17 protein-coding genes are annotated in these 20,370 nt (G+C 47.6%); 7 read left to right on the top strand and 10 right to left on the bottom strand.

The features are described 5' to 3' along the window. Positions 1 to 725: 725 nt before the first annotated feature. The 3 genes from AC5JLB_RS03925 to AC5JLB_RS03915 form a co-directional block, all read right to left on the bottom strand. On the bottom strand, positions 726 to 2,111 hold the full coding sequence (locus tag AC5JLB_RS03925) for an aldehyde dehydrogenase (RefSeq protein WP_495872548.1): 1,386 nt from the start codon (positions 2,109 to 2,111) through the stop codon (positions 726 to 728). Positions 2,112 to 2,925: 814 nt separating this feature from the next. Next, positions 2,926 to 3,537 (bottom strand): CAP domain-containing protein, encoded by a 612-nt coding sequence (locus tag AC5JLB_RS03920; RefSeq protein WP_495872547.1) that lies wholly within the window; start codon positions 3,535 to 3,537, stop codon positions 2,926 to 2,928. Between the two features lie 113 nt (positions 3,538 to 3,650). Further along, the gene (locus tag AC5JLB_RS03915; protein ID WP_495872546.1) at positions 3,651 to 4,181 is read right to left on the bottom strand and encodes a cysteine hydrolase family protein; all 531 of its coding nucleotides are present in this window, start codon (positions 4,179 to 4,181) and stop codon (positions 3,651 to 3,653) included. 688 nt (positions 4,182 to 4,869) lie between these two features. On the opposite strand from AC5JLB_RS03915, the gene AC5JLB_RS03910 reads away from it, so the two are divergent. Further along, positions 4,870 to 6,075, top strand: a complete 1,206-nt coding sequence (locus AC5JLB_RS03910; protein WP_495872545.1) for a glutathione S-transferase family protein — start codon at positions 4,870 to 4,872, stop codon at positions 6,073 to 6,075. A 309-nt stretch (positions 6,076 to 6,384) separates the two neighbouring features. Here the strand turns inward: AC5JLB_RS03910 and psbA are convergent, their stop codons facing one another. The 3 genes from psbA to purS all read right to left on the bottom strand — a co-directional run bounded on the left by psbA (position 6,385) and on the right by purS (position 9,097). Then, on the bottom strand, positions 6,385 to 7,467 hold the full coding sequence (gene psbA / locus AC5JLB_RS03905) for a photosystem II q(b) protein (protein WP_495872544.1): 1,083 nt from the start codon (positions 7,465 to 7,467) through the stop codon (positions 6,385 to 6,387). 531 nt (positions 7,468 to 7,998) lie between these two features. After that, a complete protein-coding gene (gene purQ / locus AC5JLB_RS03900; RefSeq protein WP_495872543.1) occupies positions 7,999 to 8,697 on the bottom strand; it encodes a phosphoribosylformylglycinamidine synthase subunit PurQ in 699 nt (232 codons plus the stop codon). Between the two features lie 142 nt (positions 8,698 to 8,839). Beyond that, entirely contained in the window at positions 8,840 to 9,097 is a 258-nt protein-coding gene (gene purS / locus AC5JLB_RS03895; RefSeq protein WP_495695282.1) for a phosphoribosylformylglycinamidine synthase subunit PurS, read from the bottom strand. Between the two features lie 150 nt (positions 9,098 to 9,247). Between purS and AC5JLB_RS03890 the strand changes: the two genes are divergently transcribed. Further along, positions 9,248 to 9,646 (top strand): Fur family transcriptional regulator, encoded by a 399-nt coding sequence (locus tag AC5JLB_RS03890; protein ID WP_495695281.1) that lies wholly within the window; start codon positions 9,248 to 9,250, stop codon positions 9,644 to 9,646. 440 nt (positions 9,647 to 10,086) lie between these two features. On the opposite strand, the gene AC5JLB_RS03885 is transcribed toward AC5JLB_RS03890, so the two are convergent. Together AC5JLB_RS03885 and AC5JLB_RS03880 are read right to left on the bottom strand one after the other, a co-directional pair. Next, entirely contained in the window at positions 10,087 to 11,034 is a 948-nt protein-coding gene (locus AC5JLB_RS03885) for an SPFH domain-containing protein (RefSeq protein WP_495872542.1), read from the bottom strand. Between the two features lie 38 nt (positions 11,035 to 11,072). After that, complete coding sequence (locus tag AC5JLB_RS03880; protein ID WP_495872541.1) at positions 11,073 to 11,489, bottom strand: NfeD family protein; 417 nt, start codon at positions 11,487 to 11,489, stop codon at positions 11,073 to 11,075. A gap of 276 nt (positions 11,490 to 11,765) precedes the next feature. Between AC5JLB_RS03880 and AC5JLB_RS03875 the strand changes: the two genes are divergently transcribed. Both AC5JLB_RS03875 and AC5JLB_RS03870 read left to right on the top strand, forming a co-directional pair. Next, positions 11,766 to 13,640 (top strand): PP2C family protein-serine/threonine phosphatase, encoded by a 1,875-nt coding sequence (locus AC5JLB_RS03875; RefSeq protein WP_495872540.1) that lies wholly within the window; start codon positions 11,766 to 11,768, stop codon positions 13,638 to 13,640. Positions 13,641 to 13,737: 97 nt separating this feature from the next. Further along, a complete protein-coding gene (locus AC5JLB_RS03870) occupies positions 13,738 to 13,959 on the top strand; it encodes a ferredoxin-thioredoxin reductase variable chain (RefSeq protein WP_495695276.1) in 222 nt (73 codons plus the stop codon). On the opposite strand, the gene AC5JLB_RS03865 is transcribed toward AC5JLB_RS03870, so the two are convergent. Further along, positions 13,956 to 14,180, bottom strand: a complete 225-nt coding sequence (locus AC5JLB_RS03865) for a hypothetical protein (protein ID WP_495872539.1) — start codon at positions 14,178 to 14,180, stop codon at positions 13,956 to 13,958. The genes AC5JLB_RS03870 and AC5JLB_RS03865 overlap by 4 nt on opposite strands. Before the next feature lie 436 nt (positions 14,181 to 14,616). Here AC5JLB_RS03865 and AC5JLB_RS03860 point away from each other — a divergent pair, with 436 nt between their 5' ends. The 3 genes from AC5JLB_RS03860 to AC5JLB_RS03850 all read left to right on the top strand — a co-directional run bounded on the left by AC5JLB_RS03860 (position 14,617) and on the right by AC5JLB_RS03850 (position 16,686). Next, on the top strand, positions 14,617 to 15,585 hold the full coding sequence (locus tag AC5JLB_RS03860) for a sodium-dependent bicarbonate transport family permease (RefSeq protein WP_495872538.1): 969 nt from the start codon (positions 14,617 to 14,619) through the stop codon (positions 15,583 to 15,585). 4 nt (positions 15,586 to 15,589) lie between these two features. After that, complete coding sequence (locus tag AC5JLB_RS03855; protein WP_495872537.1) at positions 15,590 to 15,901, top strand: P-II family nitrogen regulator; 312 nt, start codon at positions 15,590 to 15,592, stop codon at positions 15,899 to 15,901. Between the two features lie 68 nt (positions 15,902 to 15,969). Continuing rightward, positions 15,970 to 16,686: a carbonic anhydrase gene (locus tag AC5JLB_RS03850; protein ID WP_495872536.1), complete on the top strand. Its 717-nt coding sequence runs from the start codon at positions 15,970 to 15,972 to the stop codon at positions 16,684 to 16,686. Between the two features lie 183 nt (positions 16,687 to 16,869). On the opposite strand, the gene cdf31 is transcribed toward AC5JLB_RS03850, so the two are convergent. Further along, positions 16,870 to 17,778: a CDF family zinc efflux transporter Cdf31 gene (gene cdf31, locus AC5JLB_RS03845; RefSeq protein ID WP_495872535.1), complete on the bottom strand. Its 909-nt coding sequence runs from the start codon at positions 17,776 to 17,778 to the stop codon at positions 16,870 to 16,872. Between the last annotated feature and the right edge of the window lie 2,592 nt (positions 17,779 to 20,370).

The raw sequence follows: 20,370 nt of genomic DNA, 5'->3' as shown, positions 1-20,370 counted from the left end.
CAACGTAGTGCAGCAATCGTTTTCTCAGCTTCACCAAAAGCTCGGAAGAGCCCTATCTCATTGTCACCTAACATTTCACAGTCCACAATCACCTTTGGCAAATCGATCCCCAGTGGGGATACGGGGGATACGCGCGACCCGCGACCGAATCGCTTCCTGCACTCAGTACTGGCAGCGTTCGTAATCTCAGATCTGTTGCGAGTAATGCAGGAGACTATGCTTACCGGACAGGTGTCTTCAGATGGGCACTGAGTCAGGGTCTCTGGGGAATCTTCGCATTTACCCTGCGAGTTGTCTCCGGAAGCTCTTGCAAGGGAGCCGACGCTTGCTGCGTCTTTCAAATTAAGGATGAAATGTAGATGGGAAGTGGGTATGTTTGCACCTGTTTCCCATCTACATTTCAACTATTGGCTGTGACTGCAACCATAAGCTGTCTATTTTGGGTGGCTTATGGTTGTAGTCATAACCTTTTCATACGACAGAGTTATTCTTGATCTCCTGCGCCTACCGCAGAAGTTCCGCCCTCTAGACCATCCTCGGCAGTTTTTTGAAACTCAATTTAGGCAGAAGTTTCCAGCCCGTCCTGCATTTTTCTGCCCAAATAACGCAGCGACAGTAAGAGACTTCATCTCGGCATCAACTGCTTTCGTTAGCCTAGTACCATGAAGTGCTAACCTGTGTCTCTGGAGATCGATCCCATAAGCACAACGGATTAATGCTGAGATTCAGGATTCAATTAGCTTTCTGAAAGAGTCAAGCTTCTTTGCATAAGGTGCATATCGCCAATCTAGATCAATCCAAAAAGGTTTCTTCAACACACTTTTCTGATGAGAAAACGTCTCGAAGCTAGTTTTGCCGTGGTAGGCCCCAATGCCGCTGTTGCCCACGCCTCCAAACGGTAGCCCCCAGATAGCAACCTGCAAAAACACATCATTCAGACACACCCCACCTGATGAAGTTGAGGAGAGAACCATATTTTGTAGGGCCTGATTGCGTGTGAACAGGTATAACGCTAAAGGTTTTGGGCGAGCATTGATCGCAGCGATCGCTTCTCTAATATCTCGGTACGTCAACACTGGCAAGAGAGGACCAAAAATTTCTTCCTGCATCACCGGAGCATCCCAACTGACATTGTTGAGAATAGTCGGCGCGATATAGCGGGTTTCTCGCTCAGTTTGTCCACCCACCACAATTTCTTCGCCCTCTAGAAGATGAGTCAGACGATCGAACTGGCGATCGTTCACAACCCGCCCCAGATCAGGACTTTGAGCTGGATCATCGCCAAAGAATTCTTGAATCGCCTGCTGTAATGCGGTTAGTAATGCCGGTTTAATCTCCTCATGTACCAATAGATAATCGGGCGCAATACAGGTTTGCCCAGCATTCACATACTTGCCCCAGATGATGCGCTTAGCAGCGACCTCTAATTTGATATCAGGATCGACAATGCAGGGGCTTTTACCTCCCAGTTCTAGAGTGACGGGAGTGAGTTGTTTTGCAGCCGCCTCCATCACGATCTGACCCACACGGGTTCCTCCCGTAAAAAAGATGTGGTCAAACTTCTGTGCCAGCAGAGCTTGAGCCGTTTCAACGCCTCCTTCTAGAACCGCAATATACTTGGGGTCAAAGGTTTCCTTCACTAACTGAGCCACAACCTGTGAGGTGGCTGGGGCTAGTTCTGAAGGCTTGAGAATGGCACAATTTCCGGCAGCGATCGCTCCCATCAAGGGAGAGATCAATAGCTGAAAAGGATAGTTCCAAGGCCCAATGATCAGAACGACTCCTAATGGATCAGGTTGCACCCATGCTGATCCAGGTTGCTGAGTTAATGGCAGCCCCACCCTACGAGGCTTGACCCAAGATTTAAGATGCTTAAGGATATAATTCAACTCCATCAAACACCCAACCTCAAAATAGCCTTCGTACTCGGGGCGTCCTAAGTCAGCTTTGGCAGCCTGGACAATGTCGGTCTGTCGCTCCAAGATAGCAGCCTTCAGTCGATTGAGTTGTTCCAAGCGAAATTCAATTGGCTTGGTAGCTCCAGTCCCTGAAAATGCCCGCTGTGCTTCAAGAATCTCAATCATTGAATCGGTAGTGGAAAGTGCTGTCATAGAAATACCTGTGTAATCTCTTTACGATCTTCAAGAAAGTCTTTAGGGCTTTCTTATTTCACTTTCATGTTGATAGCCTAGTTGCGGTGGGCGATGGCTAACGTTGCTCATCAACCGCTACAAATCACCTCTCGATTCCAATAGATAACTTCTCGGTGATAGGAGTGCACGAGCAGTGTTAGACTGCATCGCTATTCCTAATCGTAAACCCCTATTGAAGCAATGCAAGCAGTACACATAACCCTCTCACTAAACAAATTTCGATATGTAACGAGCCCAAAAATACAAGGTAGAAAATTTGTGCAGCGCATGATTAAAAGGCGATCGCTCTCTATACTCTTATAGTTAATTTTATGGCACATAATGGTGTCGCCTTTTTTGAGTGCCATCACCTTGGTCAATGTTCTCCAGTGAACGACAAATGTTGACAATGATTTGCTTTTTGCAGTTCGTTAGAAATTGGTTCAACCAGCGTTGTAGCGTTAGTGTTGAACGTGATTGCTTGAATAATCGTTGATTTGATTCTTTTTACGTTATTCGTAACATAATTGTTCGTGAACGCTCAGTTGGTTGGCGCTCACTACTGTTCTATTACTGCGGACATTTCTGAATATTCAGTTGATTTTTAATTTGTTTCGCCAATTAGCATGACTGCTGCCCAATCTAGAGGGGCAGAAATCAGACTGGTTGCATGATGTGGTGATTGATCTGTTCATCAATCGCTACGAAGTTGAATTACCGATTTAGCGATCGCTCCACTCGTCTAGAACATTACCCAATCGATTAATAGTCACGAAACTATTAGCGCTATCACTTACTGTCGCAGAAAGAGTTGAGTAATGTAATACGTGTTGTTCTTTTTCCAGACACCAACTCCGGTTTCAGAAAAAACCGGACGTAAAATATTTTTTCGATGTCCTGGGCTATTGAGCCACCCATCAACGGCCACTGGAGCAGGTTGAGCAATATTTGTTCCCTTAAACAGATTCTCACCCACAGCGTAATAAGAAATGCGACCGGCACGGACTCGGTCTACCAGCGTAGTGCCGTCGAAACCGGTATGGCTGAAAAAATTCTGCTCTGCCATTTGCTGGCTATACCGTCGAGCAACCGTCGCAAGCTTATCGTTAGTTTTCAACCCAGTCAATCCATCTTGTTGACGCACTTGATTAATTTGTTGATGAATTGCTGTCTCGATCTGGGCTGCGGTAGCCGATTGTACAGGAGTCGGAGGTGTTGACGCTCGGGGTGAAGGCTCAATGTTCGGGAACTCAGGAAACCGTTCTCTTATCTGTTCGCATCCCGTTCCCGCAAACAGAAGTGCGATACAGCCGATGCCACCTAGCCAAACTGCTCGATGATGTCGCGCCTTTCTCGGTTTTTTTGCTAGTTTGAGGTTATTGATCTTGAAGTCGCTATTTTGCATGGAATGTCATGAATGCTGCTGCGATCGGCCTTGGCAGATATCTCTTCTTTGTCTAATCTAGCAATCGCATTCATGCATTAGCCTGGAAAAATTAAGAACTCACGTGACAAAACCTAGGGTGCGGCAAGCGTTCCATCGCCGACCCCCGCTTCTTTGAGCCGTTGGGCACCAATGTTCCGACTGAGAACCGCTAGCCCTGCCAAATGGGCTTGCAAGCCTGCCGTACTCGCACAGCAATCGATTAAGACGACTGGCTCAATGCCCAGATCAAACAAATCCATAGCAATCTTCAACACGCACATATCTGTATCGATGCCAGCAACAGAAATCTGCTCAACCGATTGCTGACGCAGATAGTCCACTAACTGGTCAGGAAGACCACAGATTCCTGTTTTACAAAACACTAAATTAGGTTGAGCAAAAGGGTGTAACTCAGAAACTAATTGGGTATCGGGTTCGCGATCGCACCCATGCCATTGCAAGAACCGCGAGTACGGTCCTTCACAATCATTGATAAAACGTGTAAATACCACAGCATCAAATTGATGGGTTTGAAGAAGTCGCACGAGGCGCTGCGGAATGTGATGGGTGAAGTCGTTAATAAAGCCCATCTGCACATCCACAATTAGTAAGACATTCAGCATCGCAAGGAATTCCTGTCAGCGTTTTTTCATTAATCCACACTAATTTTAGACTCGATCCTCATCGCTCCCGAATCTATCGAGAGGCTTGAGCTGCTGGCTTAAACAATCTGACGTCATAGGCTGACAGCACCCTTAAAAGCAAGATAGGATGCTGGATTGCAGCGAGAGAGGTAAAAAGAATAGGGTGAAATAGTTATATTCACTCCAGTAATATAAAAATGTTGTCTGCATCCTATCAAGCCTGTTCACAATCTCAATTTTCCCATGTCTAATTCCTGACTCTAGAGATATTGGTAAAACTGTTTATCGCTCTAATGGATCAATGGCGTTCGCTCATAAACTGCTTCATCAAATTAGCTCAAAGAGTTGTAATTTTCTAAGCACGCCTCACAGGTTAGGATTAGCGATCGCTTCAACTGAAAATTTTATGATGTCAAGTTTTCTCTTTCGATCACATCAAACCATTGAAACGGCAAACATTTTTCAATCAATAACTAATTTTGATAGACAAATGATCGATTTCCCTTACCGTTTTGAAGGCATCCATTATCTCTATCCACAGCTTTTGCGCCAATGTCACAAACATCATTGATCGAGTTGGCAAACGAGTTCTGTGAAGCATCCCCACCATCAAGCGATCGCCAAGCCGTTGTAAGCTAATAACTTTGAGACCATTCAGGATACCCGCATGACCATTGCTCCCCTAAGCTGGACAGAGCTACAAGCACTCACGAACTTTCAAGTTGATACCGTTCATGGACCTACCACAGCTCAAGCTCGGTTGCGTCTTTTTGGCCGCAGCGAATCGGATGTGCGGGTGACGCTATATCGTGACAACCATGCTTGGTGCCCCTACTGCCAAAAGATCTGGCTATGGCTTGAGGAAAAACAGATTCCCTACCGCATTGAAAAAGTAACAATGTTTTGCTACGGGAAGAAAGAAAGCTGGTACAAACGCAAGGTGCCATCCGGTATGTTACCCGCAATCGAACTAGATGGACGCCTAATCACAGAAAGCGATGATATTTTAATCGCCCTGGAACAGGTCTTTGGTCCTTTAGGACAGGGCATGAAAGACGACACAGTGCTCCCGCTGCGGCAACTGGAGCGACTTCTATTTAGAGCCTGGTGTACATGGCTTTGCTACCCAGTGATGTTATCTCAGCAAGAGCAGCGCAACCGAGAGCAATTTATAGCAGTTGTGGGCAAAGTCGAGGAGGCCCTAGCCCGTACTCTTGGTTCTTATTTTCTAGAGGAGTTCGGCACGGCTGATGTGATCTTCACACCTTATGTCGAACGCATGAACGCTAGCCTTTACTACTACAAGGGCTACTCACTTCGAGAGGACAACCCCCACTTGGCGGCTTGGTTTGAGGCTATGGAAAGCCGTTTCACGTATCGCGGCACCCAGAGCGACTTCCACACCCATGCCCATGACTTACCGCCCCAGATGGGAGGCTGCTGGGAGAATGGCGAACCTCAAATGCTAGTGAATAAGCATCGGGTGGATAACGGGCCTTGGCTCGGCCTACCTGACGTTGCTTATCCAGAACCTCAACACTCCCGCGCGGAAGCCCTTCACCGAGTAATCAAGCACCGCGCCAATATTATTCGAGTCAACCCTGCCGATGACCAGGTAATTGATGAAGCCCTGCGGTGTGCCCTAACCTTCATGATGACTGGCGAAGCCTGTACACCACCAACCCGCTCTGACTTTGCGCTGCGGTATTTGCGCGATCGCATCAATGTACCTCGCGATATGTCAATTTATGCTGCTAAGCGGCTGAGGGAGGCTTTGGAGAAAACTGCTGCTCTAGCAGGTGATGAGCAAGGTCTCCCCATTTCAGCCCAACATCGGCGGGATCAAGACCCAATTCACTTTGCTTCACATTAAGATAACTTCGGGTAAAAATTCTCGATAGGCATACGCTTCAATAGAGGTGCAGCGAGGACAGTCGGAGTTCCGACATTTGTACCGTTGCTTCTCCTCACCCGATTGTCCCTGTTTGACGACATCGTTACTTCCACAGGTCTAGTCCACTACCCATCCACAGGTCTAGAACATCACCTTTTATAAAGACATGTCTGTACACTATTAAATAGTAGAAACCCCTAGTCCATGCAGAACTAAGGGTTTCTTATCAATCAAGGGTTATATGTATGGGAAGTTTACCCTAAGGCAAACTTCCCTTTCTCTAAGAAATTAGCCGTTGATTGCAGGAGCTTGCAAAGCTACCGGAGTAACTTCCGATTCAGCCAAGTCAAGCGGGAAGTTGTGAGCATTGCGCTCGTGCATCACTTCCATCCCCAAGTTCGCCCGGTTGATCATGTCTGCCCAGGTCGACACCACTCGTCCCTGCGAGTCGATGATGCTCTGGTTGAAGTTGAACCCGTTCAGGTTGAACGCCATCGTACTAACGCCGAGCGAGGTGAACCAGATGCCAACGACGGGCCATGCACCCAAGAGGAAGTGCAAGGAACGCGAGTTGTTGAACGACGCGTATTGGAAGATCAAGCGACCGAAGTAGCCGTGAGCCGCCACGATGTTGTAGGTCTCTTCTTCTTGACCGAACTTGTAGCCGCTGTTCTGCGATTCGTTCTCGGTCGTCTCACGCACCAAGGAGGAGGTCACGAGTGAACCGTGCATCGCGGAGAACAAAGAACCACCAAACACACCAGCCACACCCAGCATGTGGAAGGGGTGCATCAAGATGTTGTGCTCGGCTTGGAACACAATCATGAAGTTGAAGGTTCCGGAGATGCCGAGGGGCATGCCGTCCGAGAAGGAGCCTTGGCCAATCGGGTAGATCAGAAAAACTGCTGTTGCCGCTGATAGAGGCGCGCTGTAAGCGACGCAGATCCAGGGGCGCATACCGAGGCGGTAGGACAGTTCCCACTGACGACCCATATAAGCAAACACACCAATCAGGAAGTGGAATACGACCAGCTGGTAAGGGCCGCCGTTGTAGAGCCACTCATCGAGAGAAGCGGCTTCCCAAATCGGGTAGAAGTGCAGGCCAATGGCGTTAGACGAAGGCACAACCGCACCAGACATAATGTTGTTGCCGAACATGAGAGAACCGGCAACAGGTTCGCGGATGCCGTCGATATCAACAGGAGGAGCAGCGATAAAGGCAATGATGAAGCAGATGGTCGCCGAAAGCAGGGTCGGGATCATTAGTACACCGAACCAACCGACATAAATACGGTTGTCAGTACTGGTCACCCAGTTGCAAAAGCGCTCCCACACATTGCCGCTTTCGCGTCTTTGTAATGTTGTGGTCATGATTTTAATAATTGCGTAGAAACAACAAATGAGTTTCGGTAAATCGAGCTCGATGAACAGAATGAATGATTTACCTACATCTCATCTTATTGACATCTATCTTTAGTTTTTCAGGGAGCGGCGTTAAGTTTTATTAGTCGTTTGGTGGATTAATTTATATAGAAATGACTGAAGTTTAAGTTGACACAATCTTTAACCGTCGCTGTAATTAAGACATATTAAGGAGATTGATTAGGAATCTTTGTACTTAACCTCTAAACTCAGTTTCAACCAGCGAACTTTGAAAGCATTGCCACTTGAGTTAGCACTTCTTTACATAACTTGTTCGCATTTCTTCATCACGGTTAGTTGCAGAAGTATAACGAAAGTATTAAGACTTGCAAGAAAGTTGTAGTTCCTTTTCAAAAATATTCAAAGTTCTGTTTTTTGAACAGCGAAAGCAATTTTTTACAGAAAAAAGAACCTCAGGAGTTCCAAAGGTTCTTAATTAGAAACTTGGCGCTTTCCAATCGCTTTAAAGGGTGCCAAACCTCAAGCGATCGCAGGCATTGCTTTTAACAATCCCTCAAACAGAGCAAAGCCATCGACGCAGCCGAGCGCCTGGTCAGACGCCCGTTCCGGGTGAGGCATCATTCCTAAAACATTGCCTTGGCGATTACAAATGCCTGCAATGTTGTTGAGGGAACCGTTGGCATTACTTTCTGGTGTTGCGTTTCCATTTGCATCGCAGTATCGAAACAGCACCTGTTGGTTGTCTTCTAGCTCATTTAGCGTATCTGCATCAGCGTAGTAACTGCCTTCTCCATGTGCGATCGGCACAGTAATCACTTGCCCTTTCTGATAGCCTCCTGTCCAAATCAAATCGGTGCGTTCAACTCGAAGCGGGACGCGATCGCAGATAAAATTCAAGTCGCGATTTCTCACTAACGCTCCGGGTAATAATCCTGCTTCCGTCAAAACTTGAAAGCCGTTACAAATTCCTAGAACCAGCTTTCCGGCTCTGGCGTGATCAAGAGTTGATTGCATGACGGGTGAAAAGCGAGCGATCGCACCACAGCGTAAATAGTCGCCGTAGCTAAATCCTCCTGGCACGACCACGACATCAATATCTGACAAATCGCTTTCTTCATGCCAAATTAAGCGGGTTGGCTGATTGAGCAAGCCTTGAGTCACCCAAACTAAATCGCGATCGCAATTCGATCCTGGAAAAACAACGACCCCAAATTTCATCTTTATTTCCTTGAGCAATGATAGTAGAGAGGAGCGATTGGCCTACTTCCATGTTAATAACTAGACACAGGTTAGATAGACACAGATTAGACAGACACAGGTCAGTCAGACGCTTGGCAAACAGAGGCAACCCATCGTGTCTCTACGAACCTGTTAAATCAAATCGATAGTTTTCGATGACTGGATTAGCTAATAATTCGTCGCAAATTCGGTCTAACTGCTGACGGGCAGCATCTTCATCATCCGCATTCAGCGTTACTTCGACATATTTTCCAATCCGTACTTGATCGACATTGGTGTAGCCCATGTGAGAGAGTCCCGACTGTACTGCCGTTCCTGCGGGATCTAAGACCGAAGGACGAAGAGTAACATAGATCTGAGCCTGATATTTCTGAGTCACAGTCGTGTCCTAAAGGAATAGAGAGATCGTTCTGAATCGTACAGCTTTTTATTCTAAATCTACGAGCGACGTGGCGTGCTCCTCACTAGAACGGCCTGCAATCTCCTAATTCCCTAAAATCAAAACCCGGATTTTTACTTCAACCTCGTTATGAAAGCACAACGCACCCGCAGTCAAGACCGAATTCTGAATCTTCTGAAAATCCTGAGTCAAGAAATTTCAGCTCAAGATCTTTATATTGAGTTGCGGAATCGGGAGCAGTCGATGGGCTTAGCAACGGTGTATCGAGCGTTAGAAGCGCTTAAGTTAGAGGGAATGGTGCAGGTACGAACACTATCTAACGGCGAAGCGCTCTACAGCTTAATTCAGGAAGATCGGCATCATCTCACATGTTTGCGCTGTGGAAGCTCACGTCCTATTGATGAATGCCCTGTGCATGATCTTGAGCATCAACTCAATACGCTACATCAGTTCAAAATTTACTATCACATGCTGGAATTTTTTGGATTGTGCGATCGCTGCCAAGCAGAAGAAGCGAAGGGAACGTAAATTTAGATATAGAGGATAAAAAGATAGCAATGAAACAGCCTGCATGAGAAAGTATCGACGAGATGCTGTATCGAGGAAGCACGATCGTGAACTTAACACAGCGAAGTTGAAGAAATTTTTTGCACGAACTCGATACCGCCAAGTTGTATTAAGGAAGATTTTGTGCAAACTCAATATGGAATTGGGGGAATCGAGTTGGGTCAACAGAGTGCAAACTGATAAGCACGACCGCTTAACAAAACGCTCGACTTGTTTCTATGGACAATGCGATCGTTGATCTTGTGGATTAGATTAACGCGAGAAACCCCAACAGCTTATTACACTCGCACTCTGGGTTGCTTCCGCTACTTTAGGAGGAGCGATCGCAGCCTAACGATCGCTTCTAGGTGAGGAAACTCAAATTGAAATCGCTTCAAGCCATCCTCACCCAATGATTGCGCCTATGCTTTGCCGTTCGTTTCATCGACCATCGACAACATCCCTTGCAGCGTCGCCGGAATGCTGCGTGGATCCATAAACATCACCTTGCTACTATCGCTCTTGCCCACCGTTGTTCCCATCTCTAGATAGCTCAACGCCAGCAATACTTTTCCGGCCTCCGCCGCACGCGAGTCAGTGTTGAGGGCTTGAGTCACAATCTGAATTGCTTCTGCGGTGGCTTGGGCACGAAGAACTTGTTGCTGCCGTTCCGCTTGAGCTTTAAGAACAATACTCTTCTGCTCTGCTTCTGCCGCTAAAATCACGGCTTTCTGTCGTGCTTCAGCATCTAACACCTGAGCTTCTGCCTTACCCCGCGCCGAGTTCACCGCTGATTCTCGATCTCCTTCAGAAGTGAGAATGGCAGCTCGTTTGCGTCGCTCAGCCGACATCTGCAACTCCATCGATTCTTGAACAGCTTTCGAGGGAATCAAGTCTCGCAGTTCAACGCGAGTCACTTTCACGCCCCAGGGATCAGTGGCGACATCTAGTTCATGCAGCAGCGTTTCGTTGATTTGCGATCGCGCCGTAAAGGTTTGATCGAGTTCTAGTAAACCCATCTCTGCCCGAATTTGGGTAAGAACTAGGTTCACCATCGCAGATTGGAGGTCTTGCACTTTGTAGTAAGCCTTCTCCATATCTACAATCCGCCAGTACACCACAGCATCCACCGTAATTGAGACGTTATCACGGGTGATGCAGTTTTGTGGTGGAACATCCAGCACTTTCTCTCGAATGGTTTCTTGGTACGCCACCCGGTCGAGCACCGGAATCACAAAACTGAGTCCATGACCGAGCTTGCGATCGTAGCTACCCAACCGCTCCACCAACACTTCGTTTCCCTGTTGGATCACCTTCACGCTTGAAATTGCGCCACCACCAATAATCAAAGCAATAAACCAACCCCACATAGCAATGAGTCTCCTACTTGAATAATGTATTTCGATTCTTAAAATTCATGAGGCAGCACTAGAAGCGTCGTGCCTTTGCGTCCCACAACGTAGACCCGTTGATGAGCCGAAATAGTCACTCCGGTGTCTTCACACCGAGCCGCCCAAGAATTCCCTTCATAGAGTACCCTTCCATTCTTCCCAGGTAGAATTTCTGTCAACGCTTCTGCTTCGGTCGCATCTAGTCTTAAGGCAGCCTTGCGTTTGACCAGGCGACGAGACAGAACGACTAACAGCACCGACAGCACAATCCACAGAAAAATCTGAAAATTGAGCGGCAGAACGGTTGAAACTGCCGCTACCGCGATCGCGCTCAGTCCCATCACAAACGCAATAAAGGCCGTCGGCAGAATCAGTTCAACGAGGCAGAGAATTGTTCCTGCCACTAACCAAACCATTGTCGGATTAAGCACCATAGGAATTTAGAACGTGACTAGAGAAAAGCTGTGTAAATTGAAGTGTGTTTCTCGAAAATCGCTGGTATAGTGGTGAGGTTTTTCACAGAAACGGGATTTTAGGCATCGGGTAAAATCGCGAGAGCTTAAACCATGGTGCGGTATCTAATCGAACTCCTAAGCGTTGATACAAATCTCTTCCCACACATTCCGCAATCCCTGCTCTTGGGGCATTCATTCCCTCAAGATGCTTTCCCTGATTGATGGGTTTTGGTGTCCTCATCCTAGCCATGCAATATGAAAACTCCCAGCAAACTTAACGATCGTTCCAGTTTCTCTCCCCTGCCGTTGCCTCTACCATCGAATCGGTTGCTCTGGGCAGTTGGCTCGACGGTTGCTCACAAGCCAACCGGAAGCCGGGTTGGAGCGAATCGCTATCAGGTGGTTTCTCCTCATGTTTGGGTGGATACGGCTCCGCACCAAGGTCCTAACTCGCCAGAGTTTTTTGAAGATGACGTGCTGCCTTATCTCTACCTGTATCCCTATCGTCTCCATGTACCAGAAGTGTATGGCTTTTGCACAGACGACGAGACTGGAGAAGAGATTTTACTGTTAGAAAACGTCCCCCTCACCGCGACGGGAGACCTATTGCCCTCACTGGCGCGATCGTGGTACAACGCCTCCGCCGTGCGGCAGGCGTATTGGCTATGGCAGATGTTAGAGCTTTGGATTCCGTTTTGGAAGCTGAATGTTGCCTCTAGTCTATTATCGCCCGAAAATTTGCATGTTGAGGGCTGGCGATTGCGGCTCAGAGAACTAATTCAAGACGGGGAACCCCAGATTAGAGGGCGGACCGCTTCGGTTGTCAGACCATCTTTGGCAAACTTGGCACAATGCTGGATGCGGTTACTGCCCGACGCTAAAGATGCGATCGCTGAGCCGCTCCAAGCCCTTTGTGAACAGATAGAAGAGGGACTGGAATATCCACAAGTGGCTCAGCGATTGAATCAGCTTCTGCTCGAACAATCGGCGCGACTGCCGCTCAGATTACAGGTATATGGTGCAACCGATGTCGGGCGAGCGCGAGCGCATAACGAAGATGCGTGCTATCCGCTCACCGCTAACTCTCAACATCAACTGCATGATGATCTTGCGCCCCGCTTGACGATCGTCTGTGACGGCATTGGCGGACACGAAGGCGGAGAAGTTGCCAGTCAGTTAGCGGTGCAAGCCTTGCAAATGCAAATCAAAGCATTGTTGACTGAAATTGCAGACGAGTCTGAGCCAGTGCTGCCCGCGCTAATGAGTGAACAACTCGCGGCGATCGTACGCGTAGTGAACAATTTAATCTCGGCTCAAAATGATGCCCAAGATCGGTCGGGGCGGCGGCGGATGGGTACAACGCTGGTGATGGCGCTGCAACTGCCGCAACGCATCAAACTCGCCGATGGCGCGATCGCGGCCAATGCGCACGAACTCTACATTGTCAGTGTGGGAGACAGCCGAGCCTATTGGATTACGCCGGAATACTGTCAGCAACTGACCGTCGATGATGACGTCGCTGTGCGTGAAGTCCGTATGGGACGAGCGTTGCGTCAAGAATCCCTCAACCGTCCTGATGCCGGGGCACTGACTCAAGCCCTAGGCACAAGAGACAGCGAATATCTTCATCCCACCGTGCAACGCTTCCTACTCGAAGAAGACGGAATGCTGTTACTTTGCTCAGACGGCTTGAGTGATAACGAGTTAATCGAACGATCGTGGGGAGAGTACGCCGAACGGATTCTTAGAGGCAAAGATTCTCTAGAAACCACCGTGCGATCGTGGCTAGAAGATGCCAACGCCCAGAACGGACACGACAACGCATCTATGGTGTTGACCTACTGCCATGTCTCTTCGCCGTTGATCGATGTGCGAGTACCCATCGCGCCGCCCGCCCTTGATCTCAAGCTCGACGAACCCGAACCCGAGCCAGAAGAACAGGTCGAACTGCCGCTCGCAAAACCGCGTCGTCAAGGAACCGTGTGGCGGTTCATGCTGTTCCTTGTGCTAAGCGGAGCCATCGGACTCGGCGCGTGGTACTCCATCAACCCTGCTCAAGTGCGGCAAGTGCGCGATCGCATCACAAATGAGGTGCAAAATCGCATTCCTGACACTTTTCTTAAACGGTAGGAAGAAGTCCCCACCTGTGCAAAGATAAAAAAGCTGTCTTTCTAGATAGGTCTAGCTGATGGTGGTCAAGGCTGCTGATAGGGGTACGTTACACATTATGGAAATTGGAGCTCGCGTCCGAGTTAAGGAATCGGTTGTAATTTATCACCATCCCCAACATCGAAATCAACCGTATGATTTGCAGGGAGAGGAAGGGGAGGTCGTTGCGATCGTGAAAGAGTGGCATGGTCGCCCTGTCAGCGCGAATTTTCCAGTTTTGGTTAAGATTGGCGCAAAGCTCAAGGTTCATTTGCAAGAGGCGGAACTAGAAGCAATCTAGCGCTTTCGGCAAAACCAACCAAATAGATTTAGGTCGCCGCGCATTTTCTGAAGTTCGCGGCGATTCTCTTGCGCCACTGATTGATACCAAGCACTATAGCGATCGAGTTCTTCTCGATACTCTGCTTCGTCATAGAATTCGCGGGTTGTCCGGTACAGTTCGAGGATTTCGGCTTCCATTCGAGCCGTGGGAGTAAACCAACGATGATCTTTATAAGACATGAGCAGAGAAGGACGCAGGTGAGGTTTGTGATGAGCGCCATCAACGCTAATCTAGCGCATTGCTCTTAGCTCAAACCAAAGTTTGCTGCGATCCTTCGGAGCTTGCGTAGCAATCGCAGTTGTTTAAGCACAAAATACAGGTGTTTAGGCACAGAAATAGGTGTTTAAGCACAGAATATAGTTGAATCAGCTCATAAATTAAGTTGATCAACAACGAATATAAATTGGTTTATTTTTAAGCAAAATTTGTCAGTCAATTCGCTCTGCTGGTTCGAGTGAGGCATCCTCATTGAGTTCCTCATTTGATTAATATATCGCCTCATTTGATTGACATATGGTAGCTGTACGCGATACATCATGATTTAACGGTTACGTTAACTTTCAACATGAAACGTTTTTCAAACGCTCGGTTTTATTGCCTCAGGGAGGAATGGACATGGATGGCAGCTTGATCATATCTAACATCTTGAATCCACCCATCCTGTTCTTCTTTTTGGGAATGACGGCTGTTCTCGTTAAGTCTGACTTAGAGATTCCTCCACCCGTCCCCAAACTCCTCTCGCTGTATCTGCTCTTTGCGATCGGCTTTAAGGGCGGCGTCGAACTGATCAAAAGTGGCATCACTCAGGAAGTCGCCCTGACGCTCCTAGCCGCAATGCTCATGGCGTGTTTTGTTCCGATTTACACCTTCTTTATTCTCAAGCTGAAGTTGGACAGCTATGATGCAGCCGCGATCGCAGCGACGTATGGCTCAATCAGCGCTGTTACCTTCATTACGGCAAGTGCATTTCTAACCGAACTTGGAATTGCGTTTGATGGCTATATGGTCGCTGCCCTAGCGCTGATGGAATCTCCAGCCATCATTGTGGGTTTAATCTTGGTCAATCTATTCACCGCCAATGAGAAGCGAGAGTTCGCTTGGTCTGAAGTGTTGAAAGAAGCTTTCTTAAACAGTTCGGTTTTTCTACTCGTGGGTAGCCTGCTGATTGGCCTCCTGAGCGGAGAACACGGCTGGAAGGTGATGGAACCCTTTGCGCAAGGGTTGTTTTATGGCATGCTTACCTTCTTTTTACTCGACATGGGATTGGTGGCTGCCCGAAGAATTAAAGACTTGCAAAAAACCGGAGTTTTTCTCATCTCGTTTGCCATACTGATTCCTATACTGAACGCAGGCATCGGATTATTAATTGCCAAACTCATTGATATGCCTCAAGGAAATGCGCTCTTATTCGCCGTGTTGTGTGCCAGTGCCTCTTACATCGCTGTCCCAGCCGCCATTCGGATCACCGTTCCTGAAGCGAATCCCAGCCTATACGTTTCGACTGCTTTGGCAGTGACATTCCCATTCAACATCATCGTGGGAATTCCGCTCTACCTGTATGGAATTGAGCTGTTGTGGAGATAACAAAATGCACGCTGTTAAAAGAATAGAAATCATTGCCAACTCATTTGAGCTTGGCAAAATTTTAGATAGTTTAGAAAAGGCGGGCGTTCACGGTCATGCCGTCATTCGCAATGTTGCCGGAAAAAGCTTGCGAGAGGGCAACGAAGATTTAGACATGACTATGCTCGACAATGTTTACATTATTGCGTTCTGTATGCCCGATCTGATCAAACCTGTTGTAGAAAACATCACCCCTCTGCTCAATAAATTTGGGGGCACGTGTTACATCTCAGAGGTGATGGAAATCCGCTCGATCAAGTGTGTTGCATCACTCTAAATGATGTCGCTATCTAGTGACGTCGCCCTCTAGTTGCATGACTGTAGAAGAAGCAGTGTAGGAGAAGCATGAATTCAACAAAACGTGTTATGGAACGTCGCCATTTCTTAAAGTTAGGAGTGACGGGAGCCGCCATGCTAGTAGCGGGGAGCGATCTAGTCTGGCATGTTAAACAGGTTCAAGCTGGGGAGCTACCCTCAACCAATTCAGCGCTTAATCCGGACGCTGCCCTGCAAAAGCTGATAGAGGGAAATCAGCGATTCACCGAGCATCACCCGGAGTATCCTGATCAATCTCAGGCCCGATTGCAGGAGGTTGCTCAAGCCCAGCATCCGTTTGCCACCATTCTGAGTTGTGCAGATTCACGAGTGCCTGCCGAAATTATTTTTGATCAAGGCATCGGAGACATTTTTGATGTCCGCATTGCTGGCAACATTGCTACGTCGGAGGCGCTCGGCAGCATTGAATATGCGGTTGCTCTACTAAACACGCCTGTCTTAATGGTTTTGGGTCATGAGCGCTGCGGAGCAGTCACGGCAGCCGTCAAAAATGAAGCTTTGCCAGGGGAGATTGGGAGCTTTGTAAAGGCGATTTTGCCTGCTGTAGACAGGGTTAAGGGGCAGTCTGGTGACACCATTGACAACGTTGTGATTGCAAATGTGTCCTACCAGATTGAGCAGTTAAAGCGATCGTCACTTTTAATGGAACGGGTAGAATCTGGAAAATTGAAAATTGTGGGAGGTCGGTATGACCTGGACACGGGAAGAGTCAAGACCATCGTTTAATTCTGAGATCATTATTTGATTTGAGATCGGGCGATAGCTTAACCTAATACAATTCATTGAGCTTGATATTGAGCTTAGTGTTGTAATTTGCGGCTATCTGCCGTTCACAAGTTCTCAGGCTTTCATAGAATCCTACAGAATGTATTATTGACTTCATGTATTAACTTCTTAGTTGCAGGATGGCTATGAGTGATGCGCCGTTCCATAGCTGATTTGATCAGATCGGTAAGACGGTGGCTCAATGTGGATTATGACGCGGACAGGGCTGTACTTCTCCATTAATTTTGCTTCGATCGCTTCTGTAATGTCGTGGGCAGTATTGACATCTTTGGCATCCACGATTAGATGCATTTCGATGAAGGATTGACGGCCTACAACACCGCGCGAGGCAATATCGTGGCAGTTAACCACCCCCGGAACCGACATAGCGATCGCATGAATGGCTTCGGGCGCGATCGCGACCTCATCGACGAGCCACGGCAGATTCTGCCTCAGTACCGTCCAGCCACTCTGTAATACTAAGATCGCCACCGGGAACGCCAACGCAACGTCCAACCACTGCCACTGAAACAGCCAAATCCCCAGCAAGCCAGCGAGAACGCTAATCGTCACCCAAACATCGCTCATTGTGTGTTGAGCATCGGCGAGCAAAATAGGACTACCGACGCGCCGACCTTCGTTACGCTCATAGAACGCGACAAAAATATTGACGCCCAGCACAATCAGCAGAATCCAAAGCTCAGTGCTAGAAATTTGAACGGGTTTATTGGTGCCAAACAGACGTTCGAGCGCGCTTTGCACAATTTCAAAACAGGCAATTCCCAAAAAGGCGGCGATGCCAAGTGCGCCGATCGCTTCAAACTTCTGATGTCCATAAGGATGCTCGCGATCGGGCAGAGGCGACGAAAACTGACTCGCTACCAGTCCAAGGATGTTATTAGCGCTATCTGTCAGGCTGTGCAAGGCATCGGCAAACAAACTGAGCGAGCCAGTCGAAAGTCCGACGATCGCTTTCAATCCCATTACAAAAAGATTCAGCACGAGCGTCAACAGTAGAACTCGACGAACAGTAGAGCGATTATCTGTAATCACGATTACCTGCCTTTGTGTACAGTGACTAATTAAATGTCATCGATGACAATTTAGTGTCGTTGAGACAAATTAAATGTCGTAGTGACGATTTAGTGTCGTTTAAGCGGTGGTGACGAATTATTTGTCGTTATTCAACCCTGTACTACTGGTAACTTATCTGTCTTAATTGGACAATAGACACTTTAGTGCTAACCGAGTGAACCGTGGCAGTATTCGCCTAGACTTCCCTGAATGATACTCCTGAACCCACCTTGCTAGCGGTAGTTGAAATCTTAAAGCTTGCACCTTCAGATTCAACAGTCTACCTGCAAGCTTTCAACCCACGCTGTTCACCATACAGAATTCAAATATTTAGAGGTGACAGGGGGATTGGAAGTTAGAGCAGATGCCGGATAGCAGCGTTAAAGACAGAAAAAATGAGGTAACTTAGTTTGTTTCACCTCATCTATCGAAAAATGTTGCCCTTATTCTATCAAACCTGTTTGCAATCGAAACTCTCTCAGATTCAATTCGCGACGCTAGAAATATTGGTCGAACTGTTGCAAAAAGAACGACAAATCACTATTGAGCGTTTAGCAACACTGTTTCCACAAGCGATTTTATTTGAGAGTAGACGGCGCAACATTAAAAATGTTTGAGCTTGTCACAACTGACGCCGCAAGCCATGTGGTTTCCTATCATCAAGCAGTGGCTCAAGCGATATGCCAAGTAAAGCAGAGGTTAAACGTTCATGGATCGAGCTCAATGGCAAGACCATAACTTACTCATGGTCAGCCTAGTTGACCAAAACTGCGCGCTTTCGTTGTATTGAAGCTGGCTCGATAAGTAAGGGCAACGTGCACTGTGTGATCAACAAAAGGTGTTGCGCCCAGTCTTTCAGGTGCTGAAAAAGCATTGCTGATTGGAGACCGCAAGTTTCACAGCATTGAACTTGCTGCTTAGTGTGTTGAAAAGAACGTGTCGCTTGGGTTTTGTTTACCCAAAAGTACAACGGTCAAAACTGAGGACAGCAGCACCTTTTCGCGTCTGGATGACTCGCCACAAATGCCCGAATTGACTGAACACTATCTTTAGATTTAAGTCGCGAAAAAACGGGGCTTCGGCAAACATAATCTGGTGCTGCGACAAAAACACGAGTAACGTCAATCGAACCCAAGCGACAGGTATCTGCTTACCAACTTGAGCGATGCAGAACAGGCCCTCTCAGCCTACTCGAATCGATTCTCCATTGAGCCGCTCCTCAAAGACCTGAAATTGAGGGGCTACAACCTCGAACAGTGCCATGCTAATCCATCCCGCTTCACTTCTTTGCTTATCCTGGTTACCATTGCGTGTTCGATTGCCCCTATACCCGGTCAACGCATTCGCAGAAAACACGTGCAGCGTTAGGTGGGGCGCGTTAAAGAACCAAGCGCATTCAACAGCAACACAGCCAGCTTTGGATCTGAATGTACGGAAGTTTGTGGATTCATAGCCTGAATCTTTGGTGATCGTTAGCAGGTAAACTGATGGCACTCCAACCGCAAAAACGCCTCTTTGTTGGGCGAGGTCTCAATGCGATAGCCTTGATTCAGTCGGCATCTTAGCTTCGTTGTCACCCCCTGAAGATTTAGAGATCCTCTCGATAATCAAGTTCAGCAAACGACCCTTCTTCAGGGTAAGCAATTGCAACCATGATGGCTCAATCAGATGAAGGATCTTTCAATCTGCCTCAATTAAGACGTGTGATTGCGATCAATTACATGCCTTTTTCGACTTGCGCTTTGTCTCTTTCAACCTGTCACAATTAGGACAAGCGATTGTGACTTGTCCTGGATATTCAAAGTCGAGTTCTACTGTTCTTTCAACCTGCTTCAATTAGGACAAGCAATTGCAACTTCGACGGTTAAATGCGATCACGCACGATGAAATCTTTCAACCTGCCCCAATTAGGACAGGCGATTGCGACAGTTCATTCTCGTCCGCCTGCGAATAGTCTCTCACCTTTCAACCTGCCCCAATTAGGACAGGCGATTGCGACATGTTAGGGAACTTCAGAGTCTTGAGGAAGTATTCACTTTCAACCTGCCCCAATTAGGACAGGCGATTGCGACCACATTCTTTTACGATCGCGTCCCGTTTTTTGAGATCTTTCAACCTGCCCCAATTAGGACAGGCGATTGCGACGAGTTCCATTGGTGCCGGGGAATGGAAGGATTCAAACCTGAAAGCTTTCAACCTGCCCCAATTAGGACAGGCGATTGCGACCACTCTGCAACGAAACTCTTTTTCGTTGATTTCAACCTTTCAACCTGCCCCAATTAGGACAGGCGATTGCGACCGCGCCTTCCTGAAACGAGCTTCTATCACCCGTATCAGGAGAGGTTTGCGCGGTTCACACTACCTGTCCCCCTCAAAACCATTTCTCTAAGGAAACTTGTTGTTGGTTGAACGGTCAAAATCAATCAGCATAAGCATTTCCCTAGTTGCGCGGAACACACAAAATAATTTGCGGTTTCTAAATGGTGAAACAAAGAATAGAAGCGGGTTCCCCCTTGGTTGGCAGGGCTGATTCATGTTAGGGAGGAAAAATTCCTAGCATGGGCAGCAAAC

The organism is Myxacorys chilensis, from assembly GCF_059505265.1.
The sequence above is the reverse complement of the archived record's forward strand: the minus strand, read 5'-3'. Positions and strand labels throughout refer to the sequence as shown.